Below are 21,903 nucleotides of genomic sequence, written 5' to 3' on the forward strand. Positions count from 1 at the left end.
CTGGACAACGTCACGGCACGCGCGTGCATTCACCCTGAGGCGCGGCGTCAGCGTCGCTGCAGGCGCCAGCAGCGGTGGATCCGGGGATTGCGGGCGAAATCCGGCGGGATGGTCTGCGCGCTGATCTCCTCGCAGGAGGCAAATTCCGCCACCGCCGCCTCGTCCAGACGGAAGCGGCGGAAGTTGTTGGAGAAGTACAGCACGCCGTCGCGCGCCAGCCGATCGACCGCCGCACGCAGCAGCCGGACGTGGCTGGCCTGGATGTCGAAATCGTCCGCGCGCTTGGAGTTGGAAAAGGTCGGCGGGTCGCAGAACACCAGGTCGTACTCGGCCTGGTCGGCCTCCAGCCAGGCCATGGCGTCGGCCTGCACGAGCCGATGCCGTGCGCCGCCCATGCCGTTCTCGGCCAGGTTGTCGGCGCACCATTGCAGGTAGGTCGGCGACAGGTCGACGGTGGTGGTCTGGCGGGCGCGGCCGACGGCGGCGTGCATGGTGGCGGCGCCGGTGTAGCCGAACAGGTTCAGGAAGCGGGTGTCCTCGGCCTCGGCCGCGATCCGCAGGCGCAGGGGCCGGTGGTCGAGGAACAGGCCGGTGTCGAGATAGTCGAACAGGTTCACCCGCAGGCGGGCATCGCCTTCGCGCACGGTCAGGTACTCGCCGCGCTGGTCGAAACGGCCGTACTTGGAGCCGCCCTTGCCGCGCGAACGTGTTTTCAGAGCCACGTGCTCACGCGGCACGTCGAAGACCTCGCGCGCGGCGGCCAGCAACTCGTTCAGGCGCCGGCGCTGCAGGGGTTCGGGAATGTCGTCGGGCGCCGCGTATTCCTGCACGTGGAGGAAGGTGCGCGGCGATTCCTCGTCGGTCTGGTAGACGTCGATCGCGGCGGAATACTCCGGCAGGTCGGCGTCGTAGGCGCGGAAGCAGGTCACCGCCTCGCGCTGGCGCCAGGCCTTCAGCTTGCGCAGGTTCTTGCGCAGGCGGTTGGCGACCATCTGCGCGCCCTCGGCCAGTGCCGGCGCTTCTTCGCCGGTTTTGCGTTCACGCTGTTGCGGTGCCACCGGGTCAACGGTGATCAGGGTGCACTCGATCGCGCCGTTGAACATCTGGTACTTCTTGAGTGCGCGCAGGCCGGTAGCGTGGGCCAGCTCGGCGTCGCCGCACAGCAGGCTGGCCCGCCAGTCCGGCACCGCGCGCTTGAGCGCATCGCCGAGCGCGCGGTACAGCGCCGGATCGGCGGCCAGGCGCAGGTCGTAGGGCGGGTTGCAGACCACCAGTCCGCCGGGCGCGGCGTTCGCATCCGGGTCGACCTCCGGCCGGGGGAGCACGGGGATCGATCCCAGGCGCAGCCCTTCCACCGCGGCGGCTTGCCACTGGATCACCCCGGCCAGTCCGGCCAGGACCTCGTTCTCCTGCGCGGCGGCAATCGCATGCGGATCGCGGTCACGGCCGAAGAACACCGGCCGCAGCGCCGCGCGTCCGGCGAGCTCGCGCTGGCGCGCGTCATCGTGCAGCGACTGCCAGGCGTCCGGGTCGAAGCCCTTCCAGCGGGTCGGGGCGAAGCCACCGTGGCGCAGCAGGCCCGGGGCGATGTCGGCGGCCATCAGCGCGCCCTCGATGACCAGCGTGCCGCTGCCGCACATCGGGTCGAGCAACCCGCCGTCGCCGGCATAAACCTGCGGCCAGCGACCGCGCATCAGCACGCCCGCGGCCAGGTTTTCCTTCAGCGGGGCCTCGCCCTGCTGCTGGCGCCAGCCGCGCCGGTGCAGCGGGCCACCGCCGAGGTCGATGGACACGATCGCGCGGTCCTTGCGCACCACCAGGTTGACGCGTACATCCGGCGTGTCCACATCAACGTTTGGGCGCATGCCGGTGGCCTCGCGCATCACATCCACGATCGCGTCCTTGACGCGCTGGGCCGCGAAACGGGCGTGGGTCAGGCCGGTTCCCGAGACGTGCGCATCGACCGCGATGGTGTCTCCCTCGCCGAGTTGCGCCGGCCAGTCGATCGCGGCCACGCCGGCGTACAGGGCCTGCTCATCGGCGCAGTCGAAATCGGCGATCGGCCACAACACACGGCTGGCCAGGCGCGACCACAGCACCGCGCGCTGCGCATCCAGCAGGCTGCCTTCGACATTCACCCCGGCCATGGTCGCTGTCGCCCGCGCGCAACCCAGCGCGAGCATCTCCTCGGCCAGCAGGTATTCCAGACCTTTGCCGCAACTGGCGAAAAACTTCATCGCGCGTCCCCACGATCGTTCGACGCTTGCAGGCTCGACAGCAGGCCCATGAACGCGTCGGCACTGGCCTGCACGTGGCGTGAAAGCCGGTGATCGTCATCGACCAGCAACAGGCGGGCGCGGCGCTCCTGCGACCAGCCGACGACGTCCGCGGCGGGAATCAGCTCGTCGTTCCAGCCGTGCAGGATGCTCAGCGGCACATCGGCGGCATCGATGGGATGCGCCTGGTTCATGCGGATCGGCGGTGCCATCAGGAACAGGCCGGCCACCGGAACCTGCAGGGACGCGTGCGCGGAGATGAAGGCACCGAGGCTGGATCCGGCCAGCACGACCGGCCCGCGCGCGGTTGCGGCGCGGGTCAATTCCACCAGCCGCTGCAGGCGCTGCGGCACATCGCCCAGCGGGCTGATATCGGCGCAGGCGTCCAGGTCGGTGTAATCGGGTCGCTCGCAGGTCCAGCCGAGCTCCGCGGCGGCCTGCGCGAGCGCGGTGACCTTGGTCGCGTCGGGGCCGCTTTCAAAGCCGTGGGAAAGGATGCAGTGTCCGCGCATGGTGAATCCGGAAGTAAAAACGCACGGCGGCGACGGCGTGGCGGGCACGGCGCGCGCAGCGGTGGCTGGGGCCCGCGATGCTAGCATCCGGGCCATGCCCACCGAGCCTGACGCCGCCGCTGCCGGCCCTGCCATTCACCCAGCGCCGCTGCCGTATCAGGCGCGTCTGTCCCAGCGGGATCCGGCGTCAATCGACCTGGTGGTGATCCACTGCACCGAGCTGCCGGACCTGGCCATGGCGCGCGAGTACGGGGAGCGTGTGCTTTATCCGGAATCGGGCACGGGCAACAGCGGCCACTTCTACATCGACCGCGACGGCACGATCCACCAGTACGTCGACCTCGACCGCGTCGCCCACCACGTGCGCGGTGTCAACGACCGCTCTGTCGGCATTGAGCTGGTCAACAGCGGCCGCTACCCCGATTGGCTCGATTCCCGCCACCAGTCGATGGACGAAGCCTATCCCCCCGCGCAGATCGCTGCGCTGCTCGCGCTGCTGGACTGGCTGGCCCGCAGCCTGCCCTCGCTGCAATGGATCGCCGGCCACGAGGATCTGGATACCGAGCTGGCCGTGGCGAGCGACGATCCCGGCCTGCGGGTGCCACGCAAACGCGATCCGGGACCGCGGTTCCCGTGGGCGGACGTGCTGGCCGCCACTTCGCTGGAGCGGCTGCCGGGCTGAGCGCTGGCTGGCGCCTTTGTCCGGCCTGCTTAGCCCGACCGGCAGGACCGGCCGCGTGCCACCGCCGGCTATAATTGCCGGTCACCCGTATTGGTCCGCCGCATGACGCCCCCCGTTTCCGAGCTGATCGACCTGCTCTCGCTGGAGCGCCTCGAGGACAACCTGTTCCGCGGCCAGAGCCGCGACATCGGCACCAAGTACGTGTTCGGTGGCCAGGTGCTCGGCCAGGCCCTGTCGGCCGCCCGCGCCACCCTGGCGGAGACGCGCGGGGCCCATTCGCTGCACGCCTACTTCCTGCGTGCCGGCGACATCAAGGCGCCGATCGTCTACCAGATCGACCGCACCCGCGACGGCGGCAGCTTCTCGGTCCGCCGGGTGACCGCGATCCAGCACGGCCAGGTGATTTTTTTCATGGCGGCGTCCTTCCAGGCCGAGGAGCCCGGTGCCCAGCACCAGTCCTCGATGCCGTCGGTGCCCGTGCCCGAGGACATCGAGCCTTCGCCGTCGGTGCCCGACAAGGTCATGGCCACGCTGCCCGACAAGATCCAGCGCTGGCTGTCGCGCGAAGGGCCGTTCGAGTTCCGCCACGTCTATCCGCGTGACGAGCTCAACCCGCCCAAGCGGCCGCCGCAGCAGCAGGTGTGGTTCCGCCTGACCGACCGGGTCGGCGACTCCCCTGACCTGCACCAGGCCCTGCTGGCGTACGCGTCCGACTTCCAGCTGTTGGGCACGGCGACCTATCCGCACGGCATCAGCTACTACCAGCCCAACGTGCAGATGGCCTCGCTGGACCACGCACTGTGGTTCCACCGCCCGTTCCGCGCCGACGACTGGCTGCTGTACTCCATCGACAGTCCCAGCGCGCAGAGTTCGCGCGGCCTGGCCCGCGGCCAGATCTATTCGCGCGACGGCGTCCTGATCGCCAGCACGGCGCAGGAAGGCCTGATCCGCGTGGTGCCCGATGCCGCCGGCGCCGCGACCCACGTCCCGGCGCGGAGCTGAGCGCCCGCCATGCGCAAGGTATTCAGCAGCCACCGGCTGGAAAACACCGAAGGCGTCGCCGAGCTGCTGCGCCAGGCCGGGATCGAGGTGCGCATCCTCAATGGCCGCTCCTACAAGGGCAACCGCCGCCGAACCTTCAGCTATTCCGATCCGTCGGCGCCGGTATCGGAAGCCTGGGTCGTGCGCTCCGATGACCAGCGTCTCGCGCGCGAGATCCTCCGCGAAGCCGGCCTGATCGATACCACCCGCCCCGACGGGGGCTATACGACGCCGACGTTCCGCAGCGAGGTCGAATTGGCCCAGGCGCGCTCACCGGCGCGCAAGAAACTGCTGCGGGTAAAGCTGGGCGTGCTCGCGCTGATTGCAGCGGTGGTCGTGGCCGCTGCCATGCACACCCTCAACCAGCCACCGGCACCGGCTGCCGCGCCTGCAGATCCCTCGCTGGTGGAAGTCCAGACCGCATCGCCGCCTTTCGACGGTTCCATCGCGGCGACCTTGCCTCCGGTCGCCCGGCTGGTGCTCGCCAGAGCCCTGCAGGACGTCGATACGCCGGTCGCGTGTGTGGGCGTGGACCGCGGCGATGCGCCTGCGGCGATCGTCAGCGCCCTGGCGGCGTCCCATCCCCGCCTGACGGTGGTGCCCGCCACCGCCTGCCAGGAAATCGCCGACGAGGATCGAGGAAGCTTCGAGCGGGCCACCGGCCGCGCGGCCACGATCGTGGACGTGCGCGTGTTCCGGCCCGCTGGCCCGGAACACGGCACCGTGGAGGTCAACGCGTACCACCATCGTGGCTGGGCGGCTTACGAGACCCTGGAGGTCACCCGTGTGGATGGCACCTGGCAGGTAACCGACGTGATCAAGCGTGTCGAAAGCCGGGGCTTGATGGGCTTTTGACCCGGATCAGCGGCCGCGCCTTGGAGCGAGATCTTCCCTGGTGAGGTAACCGTCGCGGTCCTCGTCAAGGAAGGCGAACATCTTGGCCTTGCCCGGCCAGGCCGCCTCGTATTCGGCGCGGCTCAGGCGCCCGTCGCCATTGCTGTCGGCTTCCTTGAAACGCTGGTCGAAGCGTTCGGCCGCCTTGCGCTGGAACTCTGCACGACGACGATCACCGTCGGCCTGCAGTTCGCTGCGCACCAGGTAGCCGTCCTTGTTGGTGTCGATCTCGGCAAAGCGCTCGGCCAGCCGCGAGCCCTCGGCTTCCAGCTTGCTGATGCGTCCGTCCCCGTCGGCATCCAGGGCGATATGGCGAGCCATTCCGCCGTGACCACCCCAATGGCCCATGCGTCCGCCCCGCTCGCCGTCATGGCCACGGCGGGAACCACGTCTGGCGTGGCTTCGCTGCAGCTCGCTGCGCTCCAGCTTGCCGTCGCTGTTGCGATCCAGGCGATCGAAGTTTTCCACCAGGCGCGGGTGCCTGGCCGCTTCGTTGCGATCGATCACCCCATCCTTGTTGGCATCCAGGCTGAGCCAGCGGTCGTGGCGTGGGCTTTCGGCGCCGGCCTTGTCGGTCGCGGCCTGTGGCGATGCCAACGCGGCGCCCGCCACCAGCACGGCGACGGCGAGGGCGGACATCCGGATCATTGGGTGCTTCATGCGGGTTCTCCTGCATCGGTGCCAGTGCGGCACGGTCGCAAGGATCAACGTGTCGACCTCGCCGCCGTTGACCTGCGAGCCCAACCGCAGGTGAACGCCGCCGGTCCGGCGAGCTGCCGGTTGCACACGCCGGTGGGCGGAAAGCGGCGCTATGCTGGCCGCCATGGGTAGCGACACCGGCCAGGACATCGACGATCTACGGCTCTTCCACACGGCCGAGCATCCATGCGGCTATTGGCCGCAGCGCATTGCCCGCGACCTGGTCATGGACCCGCGCGACCCGCAGTTGGCACGCTGGTATCCGCAGGCGCTGCAGTGGGGATTCCGGCGTTCCGGCGACATCGTCTACCGCCCGCACTGCCAGGGCTGCCGTGCCTGCGTGGCGGTGCGCATCCCGGTCATGCGCTTCCGGCCCGACCGCAGCCAACGCCGCTGCCTTGCGCGCAACGCCGACGTGGTAATGCGGGTGCTCCCGCCCGAACGCACGCCGGAGCAGCTCGCGCTCTATCAGCGCTACCTCTCGGCACGTCACCACGGCGGCGGCATGGACGACCACGGCCCCAGCGAATTCGACCAGTTCCTGACGGGACGCTGGAGCAATGGCCGCTTCATCGAACTGCGCGATCCTGCCCCAACCGGTCCGGGCCGCCTGCTGGCGGTCGCGGTCACCGATGTGGTGCCTGCAGCGCTGTCGGCGGTGTACACGTTCTTCGACCCCGACGAGACCCGCCGTGGACTGGGTACGCTGGCGGTGCTGAGGCAAATGCAATGGGCGATCGAGCAGGGCTATCCGCACCTGTATCTGGGCTACTGGATCAAGGGCCACCCGAAGATGGACTACAAACGACGCTTCCGCCCGCTGGAGGGTTTCAACGGTCGCAACTGGCGCGACATGGACGCTGGAGAATCGACATGACCCCACGCCGTACCTGCACCCGACCCTGCACCCGACCCCGCCCGGACGGCCCTTTGACCTGGAGAACCGCACTTCGCTCGCTCGCCCTGCTCGTGCTGGCCCTGGCAGTGGGCGGATGCGTGCGGGTGTCAGTCCACGGCGACCGACAGGCCTACGAGGAAGCCCACCGCCCGATGACCGACACGACGCCCCTGCGGGTGGCCACCTACAACGTCTCGCTGTACAGCGAGGAGGCCGGCGGACTGATCCGCCAGTTGGAGGGCGAGGACACGCAGGCAGGGAAAATTGCCGCCGTGCTGCAGCGGGTGCGTCCGGACGTCGTGCTGCTCAACGAGTTCGACTATGACCCCGCGGGACGCGCCGCCGACCTCTTCCAGCAGCGCTATCTGGCGCGGCCGCAAACCGGCGGCGGCGAAGCGCTTGCCTATCCCTACCGATACCTGGCGCCGGTCAATACCGGCGTGCCCAGCGGCCTGGACCTGGACCGCAATGGCGAGATTGGTGGCAGCGGCCGCGACCGCGGCAACGATGCCTGGGGCTACGGCCTGCATCCCGGGCAGTACGGCATGCTGGTGCTCTCGCGTTATCCCATCGACGAAGCGGCGGTGCGCACTTTCCAGCATCTGAAATGGAGCGCCATGCCCGGTTCGCGCGCGCCGCAGGATCCGGCAACCGGTGCGCCGTGGTACCCAGCGCAGGTGTGGTCGCAACTGCGCTTGTCGTCCAAATCGCACTGGGACGTGCCCATCACCACGCCGCACGGCATCGTGCACCTGCTTGCCGCCCACCCCACTCCCCCGGTGTTCGACGGGCCGGAAGATCGCAACGGGCGGCGCAACGCCGACGAGATCCGGCTCTGGGCGGAATACATCAACCCCACCGGTGACCCGGCATGGGTGTGTGACGATCGCGGGCGCTGCGGCGGACTGGCGGCGGACGCGAACTTCGTGATCGTGGGCGACTACAACGCCGACCCGGTCGATGGCGACGGCGTTCCCGGAGCGATCGCGCAACTGCTCGGGCATCCGCGCGTCAACGCACGCTTCGTGCCGCGCAGCACGGGCGCCGCGCCACGCGCCGCCGAGCGAGGACTTGTCCGTCGCGGCGACCTGCGCAGCCACACCGGCGACTTTGGCCCGGAAGGCGGCACGCTGCGCCTGGATTACGTACTGCCCTCGACCGGCCTGCGGGTCACCGACGGCGGCGTGTTCTGGCCTGCCAGCGGCGAGCCGGGCAGCGACATCGTCGACGCCAGCGACCACCACCTGGTGTGGCTCGATCTGGTGCCGGCCAACTGACCGGCGATAGGCTCAGGACCGCAATTACGCCTTCTTCGCCGCGCTTTTCCCGGCAGGTTTGGATCTGGTTTTCGGCTTCGGCTTCGGCTTGGCCGTCGAGTCGGGTTTGGGTTTGGGTTTGGGTTTGGGTTTGGGTTTCGTTTTCGACCCCGGCTTGGCTTTCGACTCAGGTTTCGCCTTCGGCGTGGACTTCGCTGCGGTCTTGAGCTTCGGGTCCGGGTCCGGCGACGACCCGCTTGCAGCCGGGGCCGACACCGGCACCACGCCGGCCGCCTGCGCTGCCGGGACCAGGGACGAGACCGCGATGCGCGGGCCGAACCCGAATGACTCCTCGATACGCGCCGACACGATCAGCCGCACCATGCTGCCGGGGATCATGACCTCCAGCGCCACGGTGTCGCCGGCGGTGGTCTGGCCGTCCAGATCCATCTTGAACATCGCACCGCCCGTATCGATCGCGCGGCACACCACATGCGTGCCTGCGGCTCCTTCACGCAGGAAGGGCTTGATCACCTCGCCCAATGCCTCCAGCGCCTGCGGGAAAAAGAACACCGCGTAGCCGTTCATGTCTTCCATCCATCCTCCAGTTCTGGTGTTGTTCTTGGTATCGCGCTGACTGTCAGCGCAAAGTGACCCCGAGCTGCGCGGCCGAGTTGCGTGCCTTCGCGCGGGCCTGCTCGACGTCGTCACCCAGGGCGAGCGTGACCGCCACCCGCCGCTGACCATCCACCCGCGGCTTGCCGAACAGGCGCAGCTGGGTATCGGGCTCGGCGAGGGCGGCGTCGACCCCGCTGAATTCGGGCACGCCGTGGCCTTCGGCCAGCACCGCGCAGGATGCCGATGCGGGACGGGTGCGGATAACCGGAATCGGCAGACCGAGGATCGCGCGCGCATGCAGCCTAAATTCGCTCAGGTCCTGTCCGGCCAGCGTCACCAGGCCGGTGTCGTGCGGCCGCGGCGAGACCTCGCTGAACCACACCTCGTCGCCCTTGACAAAGAATTCCATGCCGAACACGCCCCAGCCGCCCAGGTCGTCGCTGACCCTGCCTGCGATCGCCTCCGCGCGCTCCAGGGCCAGCGCCGACATCGGCTGCGGCTGCCAGCTCTCGCGGTAATCGCCGTCCACCTGGGTATGGCCGATGGGCGCGCAGAAGGTGGTCCCACCCGCGTGGCGGACGGTGAGCAGGGTGATCTCATAGTCGAAGTCCACGAAGCCCTCGACGATCACCCGCCCCGCCCCCGTCCGCCCGCCGGTCTGCGCGATCTCCCAGGCCGGCTCGATGTCGCCCGCGGCGCGCACCAGCGACTGGCCCTTGCCCGATGAGGACATCACCGGCTTGACCACGCAGGGAATACCGATCGCGTCCACGGCGGCGCGGTAGTCCTCGAAGGTGTCGACGAAACGGTAGGGGGACGTGGGGACGCCCAGGGTCTCGGCGGCGAGCCGGCGGATGCCTTCGCGATCCATGGTCAGCTGCGCCGCGCGTGCGGTGGGAATCACCCGCGTCGCGCGGTCATCGGCGGCGAATTCGCGCTCCAGCTCGACCAGCGTCGACGTGGCGATCGCCTCCAGTTCCGGGACGATCAGGTCCGGGCGCTCGGCGGCCACCACGGCCCGGACCGCGGCGCCGTCCAGCATGTCGATGACGTGACTGCGATGGGCCACCTGCATGGCGGGCGCATCGGCATAGCGGTCGACAGCGATCACCTCCACACCAAAGCGCTGCAACTCGATCGCGACTTCCTTGCCGAGCTCGCCCGACCCCAGCAATAGCACTCGGAACGCACCCGGCGACAGCGGCGTGCCCAGGGTGATGGTGCCGGCAGGCGGCGCGGGGTTCTCGGTCATGGCGGTGATGGATCCAGTCAGGCAGCAAGGCGGGACAGTCTAACTTCGGCGCCGATAGTGGGCGCTTGATGCTTACTCCGATGCGGAGCCCGTGCCATCCTTCCCCGATGCCACCCAATCCGCCAGCCACCCTGCGTTCGCTGCTGCTCATCGCCCTGATGGCTTGCCTGGCGCCCGGCTGCGATGCACGCACGGATGCGGACAGCGATGCGCCGGAGGCCCGCCTGTCGGGGGTCCTGCTGGACATGCAGATGGACGAGATCAGCGGCCTGGCCGCCTCCCACATCCATCCGGATGTGCTCTGGATGCACGATGACGGCGGCAATCCGGCGCGCCTGTTTGCGGTCAGCACCCGCGGCCGGCGGCTGGCCACCTTCGGCATCGAGGACGTGGTGAAGACCGACTGGGAGGACATGGACGCCTTCGAATTCAAGGGCAAGCGCTACCTGCTGATCGCCGATACCGGTGACAACGGCGGCCTGCGACGCACCCTGCAACTGCACGTGGTCGAGGAACCGACGAGCCTGACCAATGCCCGGCTGAAGCCGGCCTGGTCGATCGCCTTCCGCTGGCCCGACGGCGCCCGTGACTGCGAGGCGGTGGCCGTGGACGCCGAGCGCGGAGAGATCCTGCTGATCTCCAAGAAGCGCGAGCCGCCGGAGCTTTTCGTCCTGCCGCTGCAACCACCCGACCGCGAGCTGTTGACCGCCGCCCGGGTAGGCCATCTTGCCGGCATCCCGGAGCCAGACCCGGAAACCCTGCGCCGGAATCCCAAGCGCGCGCGACTGGACGGCCAGGTCACCGCCGCCTCGGTATCGCCGGACCGGCGCACGCTGGCGGTCATGACCTACCGCTACCTGCTTCTCTATCCGCGCGGCGCGCAGCAGGATTGGGCAGCCGCGGTCGCCGGCACGCCTGGCACCAGCGTGTTGCCGTGGCTGCCGCAGGCCGAGGCCCTGGGCTGGTCGGCCGACGGCGAGAGTCTTTATGCAACGGGCGAATTCATCCCGGCCCCGCTGTACCGCATCACGCCGTGAACGTCCCTGCCCGCCCTTGGCGCGGGTGCTGATCGCCGGGGGGAGCCTCGTCATCAACGAGTCGAGCCGTCAATCCGCGGCACAGAGCGCGCACGGAATTTCTTGCCTTTCTGATATCAATTTGATATCACTCTTTCAGACCCAATTCCGAGAACCACCATGAAAGAGAACCCGACCCGTTCCCTCCCCGGCATTCCGGTGACACTCGCATTGTTGGCGCTGATGCTCGCAATGGCCTGGCTGGCAGTTGCCAGCATCAAACCTCTGCAGCCGGCGCCGCTGATCAGCTCGATCGTCGTGTTCGTGGCGGCGTTCATCGCGCTGTGTGGGCTCTACATGGTCGAGCCGAACCAGGCGGCCGTACTGAGCCTGTTCGGCCGCTACGTGGGCACGGTCAAGGAAAGCGGCCTGCGCTGGAACAATCCCTTCTACTCCAAGCGCAAGGTGTCCCTGCGCGTGCGCAACTTCGAAAGCGGCAAGCTCAAGGTCAACGAACTGGAGGGCAGCCCGATCGAGATCGCCGCGGTGATCGTGTGGGAGGTGGTCGATTCGGCCGAGGCGGTCTTCAACGTCGACGACTACGAGAGCTTCGTCCATATCCAGTCCGAGGCCGCGCTGCGTGCGATGGCCACCAGCTATCCCTACGACAGCGACGACAACGGCCTGATCTCGCTGCGCAGCCATCCGGTGGAGATCTCCCACCACCTGCAGGAGCAGCTCACCGAGCGTCTCAGCGCCGCCGGCGTGAATGTCATCGAGGCGCGCATCAGCCACCTCGCCTATGCGCCGGAGATCGCCCAGGCAATGCTGCAGCGCCAGCAGGCCAGCGCGGTGATCGCCGCTCGCACCCGCATCGTCGCCGGCGCCGTCGGCATGGTCGAGATGGCCCTGACCGACCTGCAGAAGAATGGCGTGGTCGAGCTGGACGAGGAGCGCAAGGCATCCATGGTCAGCAATCTGCTGGTGGTGCTGTGCAGCGAGCGCGGTACGCAGCCGGTGGTCAATGCCGGTTCGCTGTACTAGGTCCCGATGACACAGAAAAAAGGCTATGCACTGCGGATCAACGCCGAGATCCTCGCGGCCACGCAGCGCTGGGCGGACGATGAGCTGCGCAGCGTGAACGCCCAGATCGAGTACGTCCTGCGCGAAGCGTTGCGCCAGGCCGGGCGGCTGCCGGACAAGAAGAAACCTGCGAAAAAGGAGTGAGTGCGATGAGCGATCGCTGGAGTTATAAGGTGTTGGAGCTGAAGCCGAAGCTGCTGGGCGGCTCGGTGACGGTGCGGCTGGAAGACGAACTCAACCGCCTTGGCAAGCTGGGGTGGGAACTGGTGTCGGTGACCCATATGCATTTTTTGGAGCCGATCCGTTGTGTCCTCAAGAAGGAGAACTGATATGCACCTGCGATCCCTGTGCGCTGTCCTCGCCGTCCTGGTTTTCGCCGCGGTTCCCGCTGCCGCGGCGAGTGACCCGCCTTCCGCCAACGCGACGCCGGCGGCAGCCGCGCCGGCCGCCGGCGGGCCCGTGGCCATCGCGACCGGGCTGCTCGACCAGCTCGATGCGGGTGATTTCGCCGGAGCCGAAGCCCGTTTTGACGCCCAGATGGCCGCAGCCGTGCCAGCCGCCAAGCTGAAAGAGCTGTGGGCTTCCCTGCCCGGCCAGGTGGGAGCGTCCAAGGGCCGCGGCGAGGCGAAGGTCAGCGACGCGGACGGCTTCAAGATGGTCGCCATTCCGCTGCACTACGAGAAAGCGGAGCTGTTGGCGCGGGTCGCGATCAACGGCAAGGGCGAGATCACCGGGTTCCTCGTCCAACCGGCGCCAGCTCCACAAGCCGCGGCCCCGGCGGCGGATGCGGCCTTTATCGAGCAGCCGTTCCAGGTCGGCACCGGCGGACGCAGCCTTCCGGGGACGCTGGCGCTGCCAAAAGGCACTCCCGCAGGGAACGGTTGGCCCGCGGTCGTGCTGGTCCATGGCTCCGGGCCGCATGACCGTGACGAGACCATCGGGCCCAATCGTCCCTTCCTCGACATTGCCCGCGCGCTGGCCGCGCAGGGAATCGCGGTGCTGCGCTACGACAAACGCACGATGGCGCGGCCGCAGGATTTCGCCGCCGGCGATTACACCGTCGATGATGAAACCACCAACGACGCGGTCCTGGCCGTCGCAGCGCTGCGCGGCACGCCGGGCATCGACGCTTCGCGCATCTACGTTCTCGGTCACAGCCAGGGCGCGATGCTGGCGCCACGCATCGCCCGCGAGGTCGCGCAGTCCGGCGCGCCCGTCGCCGGTCTGGTGATGTTGGCCGCTCCCGCCCGCCCGCTGCTGGACATCCTGCCCGAGCAGAACCGCTACCTGCTCCAGGCCGACGGTGACATCCTCCCCGCCGAGCAGGAATTCCTGGATGACCTCGACGCCAAGATCGCGCGCGTTCGCTCCGGCGAGGCGATGCCGGACAAGGACACACCGCTCGGTCTGCCCGCCGCATACTGGCGGGATTTCGACAGGATCGATCCGGTCGCCGATGCACTCGCCGTCGACGTGCCGATGCTGCTGCTGCAAGGTGGCCGCGACTTCCAGGTCATCGATACCGATTGGCAGATGTGGAAACGCGCCCTGGCCGGCGACTCCAACGCGACGCTCAAGCACTACCCCGCGCTCAACCATCTGGGCATCACCGGAAGCGGGCCCGGCAGCATGGCCGAGTACCAGCAATCCGGTCACGTGGACGCGGCCTTGATCGCCGATATCGCGTCATGGATCAATCAGCAGCGCGCGCCCAAGTGATTCCGCACCCCGCACACGAGCGCATTGGCTCTGTCGCAACCGCGGCGCTAACCTGAGCGGATGCGCGGACAACTCCCGGTTCTCATCAGAACCTCCCTGATCAACACTCCCGACATCGAGTTGTGGCCGCACGGATTGTTGCAGGCCCGCAGCAATCACGATGCCCGGCTGCTGGCACGGGCGCATCGCGTATTCCGACGCAAGCGCGATGGGCGTTATCTCGCCGCCGCTACTGCCGCCGGACTGACGCCACTGCTGCACGGCTGGCAGCGCGAGCCCGGCATCGACGCGGCCATCGCGGCTCTTGCCGCGCACCGCGCTCCGCCAGCCGCGATCGGATCGCCCGCCCTTGGGCTGCCGCTGGACCGGCTGCAGCGGCTGTTGGACACACTCGGCATCGACGATGGGTACGGGCGGGAAACCCGGCTGCCACTGGTTGCCGAGCCGACCGAATTGGCCTTTGCCGGTTTCGACCGCTACCACCGCGCCCTGTGGCTGCAACACGGTGCAGCGCGGGCGTGGTCACGCATGCAGGCGGCTGCGCTGAATGATGACGTGGTGCTGGAGGCGATCTCCGGCTATCGCAGCCACGATTACCAGTTCGGCATTTTCCAGCGGAAGCTGGCGCGCGGGCAGACCGTCGCCGGAATCCTTGCCGTCAACGCCGCCCCCGGATACAGCGAGCACCATTCGGGCTGCGCGCTGGACATCGGCGCGCCGGGCGAACCTCCGGCCGAGGAATGCTTCGAGCACACCGGGGCATTTGCCTGGTTGACCGCCCACGCCGGCGATCACGGCTTCCGCATGAGCTATCCGCGCGACAATCCCCACGGCATCGTCTACGAGCCCTGGCACTGGTACTGGATCGGCGGGGCCGAGCGGTCCCGCTGCGACACTGCAGCGTAGTCAGCGCCTGAGCGAGGCGGCCGCCCACAGCAGCCAGCCAAGCATCATCAAGCCACCGCCAAACGGCGCCAGCATCGTTGGTGCGGCGAAGAAGTGCGCGCCAACCAGGCTGCCGGAAAACAGCAACGTGCCAGTCGCCAGGCAAGCCAGCCCGGCCAATCCGGGCGCGCGAACGGCGCGCGGTGCAAGCGCCGTGAGCGCTATCCCGTGGCCGAAGGCAAACCATGCCGCCGATTGCAGGCGTTGCTGGGCGGCGGGGTCGCCGGCGTGGACGGCGTAGGCGGCCAGCGCGATCGACAGGCCTGCCATCAAGGCGCCCACGCAAGCCAGCACTCTACTTGCGAGCGCGCGATCGGCTGCGGTAACAGCGCCGGCAGTTCGGGGATTCATGGCACTGCTCCGGCGCAAAAGGAGCCCGACGATAGCAGTCGGACCCGGACCACAAAAAAACGCGCCGCGGACAGCCGCGGCGCGTTCCTGGATCAGGCGTTGGCGGACTGGATCAGCGCAGCATCCAGTAAACCCGGAACTCGCCCTCGTCGATGAAGCCCTTCTCGATGCCCGCGTCCCATGACTCGTACGGACGTCCGGCGGTCTCCAGGCCCTGGGTCAGGACCCAGGCGCGCAGGGCGTCACGCACCTTCGGCATGTTGGCCATGTGGCCACTGAACGGGACCATCGCCACCCGGGCGGGCTCCTCGTACACGTGCTCGACCGGACCTTCCAGCTTGATGGAGAGCTTGCCTGCGGGTGCAGGCGCTTCGTCGGCGTCGGCGACCTTGTCGGCTTCGGTCTCGTCGCTCCTGGTCGCCGCAACGTCCTTGTCGTCGTCCTTGGCGTCCGCGGCACCGGACTTCTTGCGCACCGGCTGGGCCAGGTCGAAGGAGTAGGTGTCGGAACCGAACTCGTTGGTGATCACGCGCACCGGACCGTCGGCCTCGAGGTTGTTGGCCTTCATGACCTTGTCGATCCACTGCATGTTGTTCTTCATGGTGCGCTCGACGACGTCGTTGTTGCGCTCCACGGTCGTGCTCACCAGCAGCAGGTTCGCCGCCGGGCGCTCGACGATGCTGGGTGCGCGGGACGGATCGTCCTTGCTCAGCTCGGTGTAGTCGAAGTTGGGCACCGCGGCGAGCATGTTGCTCAGGCGGCTCAGGCTCATCTTCATCCTGTCACCCATGCCGCTGGCGACGTACATGCCCGCGTAGCGACCGAACAGGTTCATGCCGTAGTCGACGTCATAGGTCTGGGTGATGCGCACGTTGCGCTTCACCGCGCCCCGGCCGGTCGGCTCCAGCTTGAAGGTGGTGATCTTGTTGGTGCCCGGCTCGTTGTTGGTGATCTCGTAGGTCACGCTCTTGCCGGGAACGCTGTCGACCAGTTTCCAGCTGCCGCTGCCCACGGAACGCTCATCGGAGCTGTAGTCCAGCTGCGCGCCAGGGCCGGACTTGGGACCGGAAATCTTGATGTCCATCGCCGGATCGTGCAGCGGCAGCACGTTCCATTGCTGGAAGCGGGCGAAGCTGTTGATCGTGTCGTAGACGATCGTCATCTTGCGATTGGTTTCCACCGACTGCTCGATGTGCCGGTGCGAAGGCAGCAGGAATCCACCGATAACGAACAGGGCGGCAACGATCGCCAGCGAAATCAACACTTCAATCAGACGGGTCATACAGGTTCTCTCCAGGGCCGGACCCGGAACGGGACGAGGGCGCAGACCGGCAATCCTAACAAGGAAACCGCTCCGGCCGCAGCCCGCAGGGATGACTTAATCAGGTCATTAGGCCGCAGTCAGACCAACTGCAGCTCAAATGCCTTCAACACCGCACGCGTACGGTCGCGTACACCCAGCTTGGACAGGATGTTGGAGACGTGGTTCTTGATGGTGCCCTCGGCCACTCCCAGCGAGTTGGCAATCTCCTTGTTGGAGAAGCCGCCGGCCATCAGGCGCAGGATCTCGGTTTCGCGGTCGGTCAGTGGATCGGGCTTCTCCAGGCTGACAAATTCGTTGCGCATGTGCTCCAGTCCGGACAGCAGGCGCTGGCTCATCGCGGGCTGGACCAGGGACCCGCCGCCGGCAACCGTCTGGATGGCGCCGACCAGTTGCTCCAGCGAGACATCCTTGAGCATGTAGCCCTTCGCGCCGGCCTTGATCCCGGCCAGCACCATCTGGTCATCGTCAAAGGTGGTCAGGATGATGGTCGGAGGCAGTTCGCCGGTGCCGGCGAGCGCCTGCAGCGCCTCCAGGCCGGACATCACCGGCATCCGCATGTCCATCAGGACGACGTCGGGGCCGATCCTGGGGATCATCTCCACCGCCTGGCGGCCGTCGCTGGCCTCCGCCACCACCTCGATGCCCTCGGCCAGCGACAGCAGCGAGCGCACGCCCTGGCGGACCAGGGTCTGATCGTCCACAAGCAGGACCCGGATCGGCCTGTCTGCGCGGATGTTCTTCATGTGCCTGTTCCCTGGATGGTGGCCGCAGCAGATACCGGCAGTGCTACCTGCAGCCTGAATCCGGCCTGGGGCCGGGTGTCGATGCTCAATTCTCCGGCGAACTCCGCCAGCCGCTCGCGCATACCGCGCAAGCCGTTGCCGATGACCACCTGCGCAGCTCCCCGACCATCATCGCGCGCGTCCATGAGGATACGCCCGTGCTCGTGCCACAGGCGGATCCACAGGTTCTTCGCGTTGGCGTGGCGCGCCACATTGGTGATGATCTCCTGGGTGCAGCGCAACAGCACCTGCGCCCGCTCCGGGTCATCCAGGCTCAGCGGTTGCTCGATGTCCATGTGAATGGCAAGGCCAGGCACGTTCTCGGCCAGCGGTCGCAGGGCGACGCCGACGTCGATCGCCCCGCCCGTGCGCAGCTGGCTGACGGCCTCGCGCACGTCCGTAAGCAGCAACCTGGCCAGGGTGTGGGCCTGGGTGACGTGGTCCAGCGCCCGCCCCTGGGTCAGGTGGCCGGCGACTTCCAGGTTCAGGCTCAGCGCCGTGAGGTGATGGCCGAGCAGGTCATGCAGCTCGCGGGAGATCCGGGTGCGCTCGTTGACCCGGGCGCTCTCGGCCAGCAGCAGCCGCGTCGCCTGCAGCTCGGCGTTCAGCCGCCGCTGCTCCTCCCGGGCCTGCGCCTGCTGCATCGCCACCAGCGCCGTCACGAAGACGAAACTGGAAAAGCCCGCGTACAGCAGGGATTGGACGACGGCGATCAGCGGCGGGAAGTTCCATGGCGCGCCGACGAATACCGGGATAACGGTCATGTTGCTGGCCACCAGCCAGGCCACTCCGACCCGCACCGGCAGCAGCCAGGGCAGCAGGCCGGCGACCACCATCAGCAGGACGCTGCCCAGCCCGGTGCCGGAGAAATAGCTGACGCCGATCGCGCAGCCTGTGAGCACCAGCAGCAGGACGTGATCCACCCAGTTGCGGCGTTGCTGGCCCAGCGAACGGGTGATCCACCAGTAGACCGCGCCAAATGTCAGGTACACCGCCAGCCAGCGGCCGATGACCAGGTTGAGGGCGGGCTCGTCTTCCCCGCCCTGCCGGATGATGGACGGATCGTAGACAATCGATACCAGCCAGACGCCCAGGATCGCCCAGGTGAACAGTCCGGCGTATCGCAGCAGTCGGGTATGGTTGAGGCGTCTCAGCATTCCCGCATGCTACCGGCATCACGGCGCTCGCGGCCGCCGTCGAAAGTCACGCTGAACAGCGGATGGCGCCTGTTTTCGCCGGTCCCGCAGAGTCGCCCGCGCCACGACTGCATGCGATAATCGGCCAGCTGAACACTGGCAATGACGCACCAACCTCCTGGAGTATCGGAATGTCGATCGTCGTCCGCGACGTGCAAGAGCACGAACTGGATTCCGTCCTCGCCCTGAACAACGCCGCCGGTCCGGCCATCCTGCCGCTGGACGCCGCGCGCCTGCGCTACTTCTTCGAAACCGCGGAGTATTTCCGCGTGGCCGAGCGCGACGGCACCCTCGCCGGCTTCCTGATCGGCATGGGCAGCCACGCCGACCACGACAGCAGCAACTTCCGCTGGTTCCGCGAACGCCACCCGAACTTCTTCTATATCGACCGCATCGTTGTCGCCAGCCGTCGCCGTGGCGGTGGCGTGGGCCGCGCGTTCTATGCCGATGCGCAGAGCTACGCCGAGCTGCGCTACCCGCACATTGCCTGCGAAGTGTTCCTGGAGGGCACCAACGATCCGGTCCTGCTGTTCCATGGCAGCTTCGGCTTCCGCGAGGTCGGCCAGCACGTGATGCCCGGTACCGGGATCCGCGCGGCCATGCTGATGAAGGAGCTGTGCAGCTTCTCCTGGGTCAAGGAGACCTACGGCCGCAACCTGCCCCACGTAGCCTGGGCGTCGGCGCGCGAGCTGCCGGCCGGACGCATGTCCGCGCGGTCCACCGGTACGGGTCATTGAGTTCGGTATTGGATTACGAGCCGGCGGGTGAGCTGAAGATCGGCCAGGTCGGGATCGCCAACCTGCGTATCCGCAGCCTGGATGTCGAGCGACTGGCCGCGGAGATGAAGGACCGCGTGCAGCGCGCACCGAACCTGTTTTCCCGCGCTGCGGTGGTGCTCGATTTTGGCGGGCTGGCGCAAATGCCGGATACCGATACCGCGCGCGCGCTGATCGATGGGCTGCGCAGCGCCGGCGTGCTGCCCGTGGCCCTGGCCTACGGCACCACGGAAACCGAGCGCCTCGCCGAAGCGTTGCAGCTCCCCCTGCTGGCAAAATTCCGCGCCCAGTACGAGCGCGCCGACGCGCCGGCCACCAGCCCAGCCGAGTCGGCGCCGGTTGCGCGCAAGGTCGACACGGCGCCCGCGCCGGCTGCGTCGCGCGAGGACGCGCACGGTCCGGGACTGGTGCACTTGCCGCTGGTGCGCTCCGGCCAGCAGGTCTACGCCGACAATCGCGACCTGACCGTCATCACCGGCGTCGGCGCCGGCGCGGAAGTGATCTCCGACGGCTCGGTGCACATCTACGGACCGCTGCGCGGCCGCGCCTTGGCCGGTGCCAGGGGCAACGAGCAGGCGCGTATTTTCTGCCGCGAGTTCCATGCAGAACTGGTCGCCATCGCCGGTCATTACAAGGTCCTGGAAGAAATCCCCGCGGATCTGCGCGGCAGGCCGGTGCAGGTATGGCTGCAGGATGGCCAGATCCATCTTGCCGCGCTGGATGCCGCATGAGCCACGAACCGTGCATGCTGTCCCCCGTCGCCACGTCGCACACCGCCACAGGCGGCAGTGACGCGGACTGCGCCGCCCCCGCGCGCGCAGTACCGGCCGGTCACCCACCGGCGGCGTTTCCCCTTGCGCACCACCCCATCATTTGGAGGATTTGAACTTGGCCGAGATCATCGTTGTCACTTCGGGCAAGGGAGGCGTCGGCAAGACCACGACCAGCGCCAGCCTCGCCTGCGGCCTTGCCCGCCGCGGCCACAAGGTCGCCATCATCGATTTCGACGTCGGCCTGCGCAACCTGGACCTGATCATGGGCTGCGAGCGGCGGGTCGTTTATGACTTCGTCAACGTGGTCAATGGCGAGTCCACGCTCAAGCAGTCGCTGATCAAGGACAAGCGCTTCGAGAACCTGTTCGTGCTGGCCGCATCGCAGACCCGCGACAAGGACGCGCTGACCCTGGAAGGCGTGGAGCGCGTGCTCAACGAACTGGCCGCCGACGGTTTCGACTACATCATCTGCGACTCCCCGGCCGGTATCGAGAAGGGCGCCTACCTCTCGATGTACTTCGCCGACCAGGCCCTGGTGGTGGTCAACCCGGAAGTGTCCTCGGTACGCGATTCCGACCGTATCCTCGGCCTGCTCGCATCCAAGACACGCCACGCTGAGAAGGGCGAGCGGATCAAGGAGCACCTGCTGTTGACGCGCTACAGTCCCAAGCGGGTGGAGAGCGGCGAGATGCTCAGCATCACCGACGTGGAGGAGATCCTCGGCCTGAAAGCCATCGGCGTGATCCCCGAGTCCACCGATGTGCTCAACGCCTCCAACAAGGGCGAGCCGGTGATCCTGGACACCGAGTCCGACGCGGCCCAGGCCTACGACGACGCCGTGGCCCGACTGCTGGGCGACACCCGCCCGATGCGTTTCATAAGCCCCGAGAAAAAGGGCTTCTTCAGCAAGATGTTCGGAGGATAGTCATGGGTCTGTTCGATTTCCTGCTGGTCAAGAAGCAGACCGCCTCGGTCGCCAAGGACCGGCTGCGGATCATCGTCGCCCACGAGCGCGCAACCCGCGGTGGCCCGGACTACCTGCCGATGCTGCAACGAGAGTTGCTCGAGGTCATCCGCAAATACGTCAACGTGGACGCCGACGCGGTCAAGGTCGACCTGCTGGGCGAGGGTGACGACAAGGTGCTGGATATCTCGGTCTCGCTGCCGGAAAGCGCGGCGGTCGCCAACAGCTGACGCGTGCGGCAGCTGCTTCCCTGCCCGCGACGCCGGCACAGGTCGCGGGACGTTCGCCGGTGCGCTGGCCACACCGGCAGTTTCCTGTGAAGCCGACGGCATGCTGACCTTGTCCGACATCGGCTTTGAGACCCCGGCCCGCCTGCTGGCGGGCTACGGCCTGCGCCTGGTCGAGGTGGCGGATGGCGAGCCGATCCCCGGCAGTTACTGGGGCGATACCGAGGCCGGGCTGATCGGCGAGAGCGTGTTCGCCCGCGGCGACACGCCGGTGCATTCGCTGTTGCACGAGGCCGGCCACCTGATCGTATTGCCGCCCGCCGACCGTGCGGTGGTGCACACCGACGCCACCGACTCCATCGAGGAAGAGGACGCGGTCTGCGTGCTGCAGGCGTTGCTGGGCGATGCCCTGCCCGGCGTCGGCGCCGAACGCATCCTGGCCGACATGGACGCGTGGGGCTACACCTTCCGCCTGGGATCCGCGGCGGCCTATTTCCACCGCGATGCCGACGCCGCCTGGCACTGGCTCGCGGCGCGCGGGCTGGTGGATCCGGTTGCGCGCACGCTTGCGCCCCACGCGCGCGGGACCTAGCCTTCGGGGGTTGGCGTCATCGCGGCG

25 protein-coding genes are annotated in these 21,903 nt (G+C 67.9%); 16 read left to right on the top strand and 9 right to left on the bottom strand.

What is annotated here, in order from left to right:
• Window positions 1-47: 47 nt before the first annotated feature.
• Window positions 48-2,237 carry a bifunctional 23S rRNA (guanine(2069)-N(7))-methyltransferase RlmK/23S rRNA (guanine(2445)-N(2))-methyltransferase RlmL gene (rlmKL, locus tag INQ42_RS09530; RefSeq protein WP_194034055.1) on the bottom strand — a complete coding sequence of 730 codons (2,190 nt, stop codon included), beginning with the start codon at window positions 2,235-2,237 and terminating at the stop codon, window positions 48-50.
• Window positions 2,234-2,788 carry an alpha/beta fold hydrolase gene (locus INQ42_RS09535; protein WP_194034056.1) on the bottom strand — a complete coding sequence of 185 codons (555 nt, stop codon included), beginning with the start codon at window positions 2,786-2,788 and terminating at the stop codon, window positions 2,234-2,236. The genes rlmKL and INQ42_RS09535 overlap by 4 nt, the downstream gene beginning before the upstream one ends.
• 94 nt (window positions 2,789-2,882) lie before the next feature.
• Here INQ42_RS09535 and INQ42_RS09540 point away from each other — a divergent pair, with 94 nt between their 5' ends.
• The 3 genes from INQ42_RS09540 to INQ42_RS09550 all read left to right on the top strand — a co-directional run bounded on the left by INQ42_RS09540 (window position 2,883) and on the right by INQ42_RS09550 (window position 5,366).
• Window positions 2,883-3,470, top strand: coding sequence for an N-acetylmuramoyl-L-alanine amidase (locus INQ42_RS09540; protein ID WP_194034057.1), 588 nt, complete (start codon window positions 2,883-2,885; stop codon window positions 3,468-3,470).
• 102 nt (window positions 3,471-3,572) lie between these two features.
• Window positions 3,573-4,472 carry an acyl-CoA thioesterase II gene (gene tesB, locus INQ42_RS09545; RefSeq protein ID WP_194034058.1) on the top strand — a complete coding sequence of 300 codons (900 nt, stop codon included), beginning with the start codon at window positions 3,573-3,575 and terminating at the stop codon, window positions 4,470-4,472.
• Window positions 4,473-4,481: 9 nt separating this feature from the next.
• Window positions 4,482-5,366, top strand: coding sequence for a hypothetical protein (locus tag INQ42_RS09550; RefSeq protein ID WP_194034059.1), 885 nt, complete (start codon window positions 4,482-4,484; stop codon window positions 5,364-5,366).
• A gap of 6 nt (window positions 5,367-5,372) precedes the next feature.
• On the opposite strand, the gene INQ42_RS09555 is transcribed toward INQ42_RS09550, so the two are convergent.
• A complete protein-coding gene (locus tag INQ42_RS09555; protein ID WP_194034060.1) occupies window positions 5,373-6,065 on the bottom strand; it encodes an EF-hand domain-containing protein in 693 nt (230 codons plus the stop codon).
• Between the two features lie 151 nt (window positions 6,066-6,216).
• Between INQ42_RS09555 and INQ42_RS09560 the strand changes: the two genes are divergently transcribed.
• Together INQ42_RS09560 and INQ42_RS09565 are read left to right on the top strand one after the other, a co-directional pair.
• Window positions 6,217-6,981: an arginyltransferase gene (locus tag INQ42_RS09560; RefSeq protein WP_194034061.1), complete on the top strand. Its 765-nt coding sequence runs from the start codon at window positions 6,217-6,219 to the stop codon at window positions 6,979-6,981.
• Between the two features lie 53 nt (window positions 6,982-7,034).
• On the top strand, window positions 7,035-8,279 hold the full coding sequence (locus INQ42_RS09565) for an endonuclease/exonuclease/phosphatase family protein (RefSeq protein WP_407070764.1): 1,245 nt from the start codon (window positions 7,035-7,037) through the stop codon (window positions 8,277-8,279).
• Between the two features lie 24 nt (window positions 8,280-8,303).
• Here INQ42_RS09565 and INQ42_RS09570 read toward each other — a convergent pair whose 3' ends face one another.
• Together INQ42_RS09570 and purT are read right to left on the bottom strand one after the other, a co-directional pair.
• Window positions 8,304-8,801 carry a hypothetical protein gene (locus INQ42_RS09570; protein WP_194034063.1) on the bottom strand — a complete coding sequence of 166 codons (498 nt, stop codon included), beginning with the start codon at window positions 8,799-8,801 and terminating at the stop codon, window positions 8,304-8,306.
• A 97-nt stretch (window positions 8,802-8,898) separates the two neighbouring features.
• Entirely contained in the window at window positions 8,899-10,128 is a 1,230-nt protein-coding gene (purT, locus tag INQ42_RS09575; RefSeq protein ID WP_194034064.1) for a formate-dependent phosphoribosylglycinamide formyltransferase, read from the bottom strand.
• Between the two features lie 107 nt (window positions 10,129-10,235).
• On the opposite strand from purT, the gene INQ42_RS09580 reads away from it, so the two are divergent.
• From INQ42_RS09580 to INQ42_RS09605, 6 genes are all read left to right on the top strand, one after another.
• Window positions 10,236-11,165: a hypothetical protein gene (locus tag INQ42_RS09580; protein ID WP_194034065.1), complete on the top strand. Its 930-nt coding sequence runs from the start codon at window positions 10,236-10,238 to the stop codon at window positions 11,163-11,165.
• A gap of 159 nt (window positions 11,166-11,324) precedes the next feature.
• The gene (locus tag INQ42_RS09585; protein ID WP_194034066.1) at window positions 11,325-12,188 is read left to right on the top strand and encodes an SPFH domain-containing protein; all 864 of its coding nucleotides are present in this window, start codon (window positions 11,325-11,327) and stop codon (window positions 12,186-12,188) included.
• Between the two features lie 6 nt (window positions 12,189-12,194).
• Window positions 12,195-12,371, top strand: a complete 177-nt coding sequence (locus INQ42_RS09590) for an Arc family DNA binding domain-containing protein (protein WP_194034067.1) — start codon at window positions 12,195-12,197, stop codon at window positions 12,369-12,371.
• 5 nt (window positions 12,372-12,376) lie between these two features.
• Window positions 12,377-12,556 (top strand): DUF4177 domain-containing protein, encoded by a 180-nt coding sequence (locus INQ42_RS09595; RefSeq protein ID WP_193984142.1) that lies wholly within the window; start codon window positions 12,377-12,379, stop codon window positions 12,554-12,556.
• Window position 12,557: 1 nt separating this feature from the next.
• Window positions 12,558-13,946: an alpha/beta hydrolase gene (locus tag INQ42_RS09600; protein ID WP_194034068.1), complete on the top strand. Its 1,389-nt coding sequence runs from the start codon at window positions 12,558-12,560 to the stop codon at window positions 13,944-13,946.
• A gap of 60 nt (window positions 13,947-14,006) precedes the next feature.
• Window positions 14,007-14,852, top strand: a complete 846-nt coding sequence (locus INQ42_RS09605) for a M15 family metallopeptidase (RefSeq protein ID WP_194034069.1) — start codon at window positions 14,007-14,009, stop codon at window positions 14,850-14,852.
• Here INQ42_RS09605 and INQ42_RS09610 read toward each other — a convergent pair whose 3' ends face one another.
• The 4 genes from INQ42_RS09610 to INQ42_RS09625 all read right to left on the bottom strand — a co-directional run bounded on the left by INQ42_RS09610 (window position 14,853) and on the right by INQ42_RS09625 (window position 18,505).
• Window positions 14,853-15,242 (bottom strand): DUF423 domain-containing protein, encoded by a 390-nt coding sequence (locus INQ42_RS09610; RefSeq protein WP_228064338.1) that lies wholly within the window; start codon window positions 15,240-15,242, stop codon window positions 14,853-14,855.
• A 112-nt stretch (window positions 15,243-15,354) separates the two neighbouring features.
• A complete protein-coding gene (locus INQ42_RS09615) occupies window positions 15,355-16,524 on the bottom strand; it encodes a polyketide cyclase (protein ID WP_194034070.1) in 1,170 nt (389 codons plus the stop codon).
• 119 nt (window positions 16,525-16,643) lie between these two features.
• Window positions 16,644-17,309 (bottom strand): response regulator, encoded by a 666-nt coding sequence (locus tag INQ42_RS09620; RefSeq protein ID WP_194034071.1) that lies wholly within the window; start codon window positions 17,307-17,309, stop codon window positions 16,644-16,646.
• Window positions 17,306-18,505: a sensor histidine kinase gene (locus INQ42_RS09625; RefSeq protein ID WP_194034072.1), complete on the bottom strand. Its 1,200-nt coding sequence runs from the start codon at window positions 18,503-18,505 to the stop codon at window positions 17,306-17,308. Before INQ42_RS09625 ends, INQ42_RS09620 begins: the two co-directional genes overlap by 4 nt.
• Before the next feature lie 170 nt (window positions 18,506-18,675).
• On the opposite strand from INQ42_RS09625, the gene INQ42_RS09630 reads away from it, so the two are divergent.
• The 5 genes from INQ42_RS09630 to INQ42_RS09650 all read left to right on the top strand — a co-directional run bounded on the left by INQ42_RS09630 (window position 18,676) and on the right by INQ42_RS09650 (window position 21,876).
• Window positions 18,676-19,281, top strand: a complete 606-nt coding sequence (locus INQ42_RS09630; protein WP_043957399.1) for a GNAT family N-acetyltransferase — start codon at window positions 18,676-18,678, stop codon at window positions 19,279-19,281.
• Window positions 19,278-20,051 carry a septum site-determining protein MinC gene (gene minC, locus INQ42_RS09635; protein ID WP_194034073.1) on the top strand — a complete coding sequence of 258 codons (774 nt, stop codon included), beginning with the start codon at window positions 19,278-19,280 and terminating at the stop codon, window positions 20,049-20,051. Before INQ42_RS09630 ends, minC begins: the two co-directional genes overlap by 4 nt.
• 157 nt (window positions 20,052-20,208) lie before the next feature.
• Window positions 20,209-21,018 (top strand): septum site-determining protein MinD, encoded by an 810-nt coding sequence (minD, locus tag INQ42_RS09640; protein WP_194034074.1) that lies wholly within the window; start codon window positions 20,209-20,211, stop codon window positions 21,016-21,018.
• 2 nt (window positions 21,019-21,020) lie between these two features.
• Entirely contained in the window at window positions 21,021-21,287 is a 267-nt protein-coding gene (gene minE, locus INQ42_RS09645; protein ID WP_043957401.1) for a cell division topological specificity factor MinE, read from the top strand.
• A gap of 100 nt (window positions 21,288-21,387) precedes the next feature.
• Window positions 21,388-21,876, top strand: a complete 489-nt coding sequence (locus tag INQ42_RS09650; RefSeq protein ID WP_194034075.1) for a hypothetical protein — start codon at window positions 21,388-21,390, stop codon at window positions 21,874-21,876.
• Window positions 21,877-21,903: the final 27 nt, after the last annotated feature.

This window comes from Lysobacter avium, from assembly GCF_015209745.1.
Classification (GTDB): domain Bacteria; phylum Pseudomonadota; class Gammaproteobacteria; order Xanthomonadales; family Xanthomonadaceae; genus Novilysobacter; species Novilysobacter avium.

Excerpts from the sequence above, each read along its gene's own strand:
- INQ42_RS09615 (WP_194034070.1), bottom strand. The coding sequence starts at position 16,524 with ATGACCCGTCTGATTGAAGTGTTGATTTCGCTGGCGATCGTTGCCGCC.
- INQ42_RS09630 (WP_043957399.1), top strand. The coding sequence starts at position 18,676 with ATGTCGATCGTCGTCCGCGACGTGCAAGAGCACGAACTGGATTCCGTC.
- rlmKL (WP_194034055.1), bottom strand. The coding sequence starts at position 2,237 with ATGAAGTTTTTCGCCAGTTGCGGCAAAGGTCTGGAATACCTGCTGGCC.
- INQ42_RS09600 (WP_194034068.1), top strand. The coding sequence starts at position 12,558 with ATGCACCTGCGATCCCTGTGCGCTGTCCTCGCCGTCCTGGTTTTCGCC.
- INQ42_RS09610 (WP_228064338.1), bottom strand. The coding sequence starts at position 15,242 with ATGAATCCCCGAACTGCCGGCGCTGTTACCGCAGCCGATCGCGCGCTC.
- INQ42_RS09540 (WP_194034057.1), top strand. The coding sequence starts at position 2,883 with ATGCCCACCGAGCCTGACGCCGCCGCTGCCGGCCCTGCCATTCACCCA.
- INQ42_RS09625 (WP_194034072.1), bottom strand. The coding sequence starts at position 18,505 with ATGCTGAGACGCCTCAACCATACCCGACTGCTGCGATACGCCGGACTG.
- INQ42_RS09605 (WP_194034069.1), top strand. The coding sequence starts at position 14,007 with ATGCGCGGACAACTCCCGGTTCTCATCAGAACCTCCCTGATCAACACT.
- INQ42_RS09585 (WP_194034066.1), top strand. The coding sequence starts at position 11,325 with ATGAAAGAGAACCCGACCCGTTCCCTCCCCGGCATTCCGGTGACACTC.
- tesB (WP_194034058.1), top strand. The coding sequence starts at position 3,573 with ATGACGCCCCCCGTTTCCGAGCTGATCGACCTGCTCTCGCTGGAGCGC.
- INQ42_RS09620 (WP_194034071.1), bottom strand. The coding sequence starts at position 17,309 with ATGAAGAACATCCGCGCAGACAGGCCGATCCGGGTCCTGCTTGTGGAC.
- minE (WP_043957401.1), top strand. The coding sequence starts at position 21,021 with ATGGGTCTGTTCGATTTCCTGCTGGTCAAGAAGCAGACCGCCTCGGTC.
- INQ42_RS09590 (WP_194034067.1), top strand. The coding sequence starts at position 12,195 with ATGACACAGAAAAAAGGCTATGCACTGCGGATCAACGCCGAGATCCTC.
- INQ42_RS09555 (WP_194034060.1), bottom strand. The coding sequence starts at position 6,065 with ATGAAGCACCCAATGATCCGGATGTCCGCCCTCGCCGTCGCCGTGCTG.
- INQ42_RS09580 (WP_194034065.1), top strand. The coding sequence starts at position 10,236 with ATGCCACCCAATCCGCCAGCCACCCTGCGTTCGCTGCTGCTCATCGCC.
- INQ42_RS09595 (WP_193984142.1), top strand. The coding sequence starts at position 12,377 with ATGAGCGATCGCTGGAGTTATAAGGTGTTGGAGCTGAAGCCGAAGCTG.
- INQ42_RS09535 (WP_194034056.1), bottom strand. The coding sequence starts at position 2,788 with ATGCGCGGACACTGCATCCTTTCCCACGGCTTTGAAAGCGGCCCCGAC.
- INQ42_RS09560 (WP_194034061.1), top strand. The coding sequence starts at position 6,217 with ATGCTGGCCGCCATGGGTAGCGACACCGGCCAGGACATCGACGATCTA.
- INQ42_RS09650 (WP_194034075.1), top strand. The coding sequence starts at position 21,388 with ATGCTGACCTTGTCCGACATCGGCTTTGAGACCCCGGCCCGCCTGCTG.
- INQ42_RS09550 (WP_194034059.1), top strand. The coding sequence starts at position 4,482 with ATGCGCAAGGTATTCAGCAGCCACCGGCTGGAAAACACCGAAGGCGTC.
- purT (WP_194034064.1), bottom strand. The coding sequence starts at position 10,128 with ATGACCGAGAACCCCGCGCCGCCTGCCGGCACCATCACCCTGGGCACG.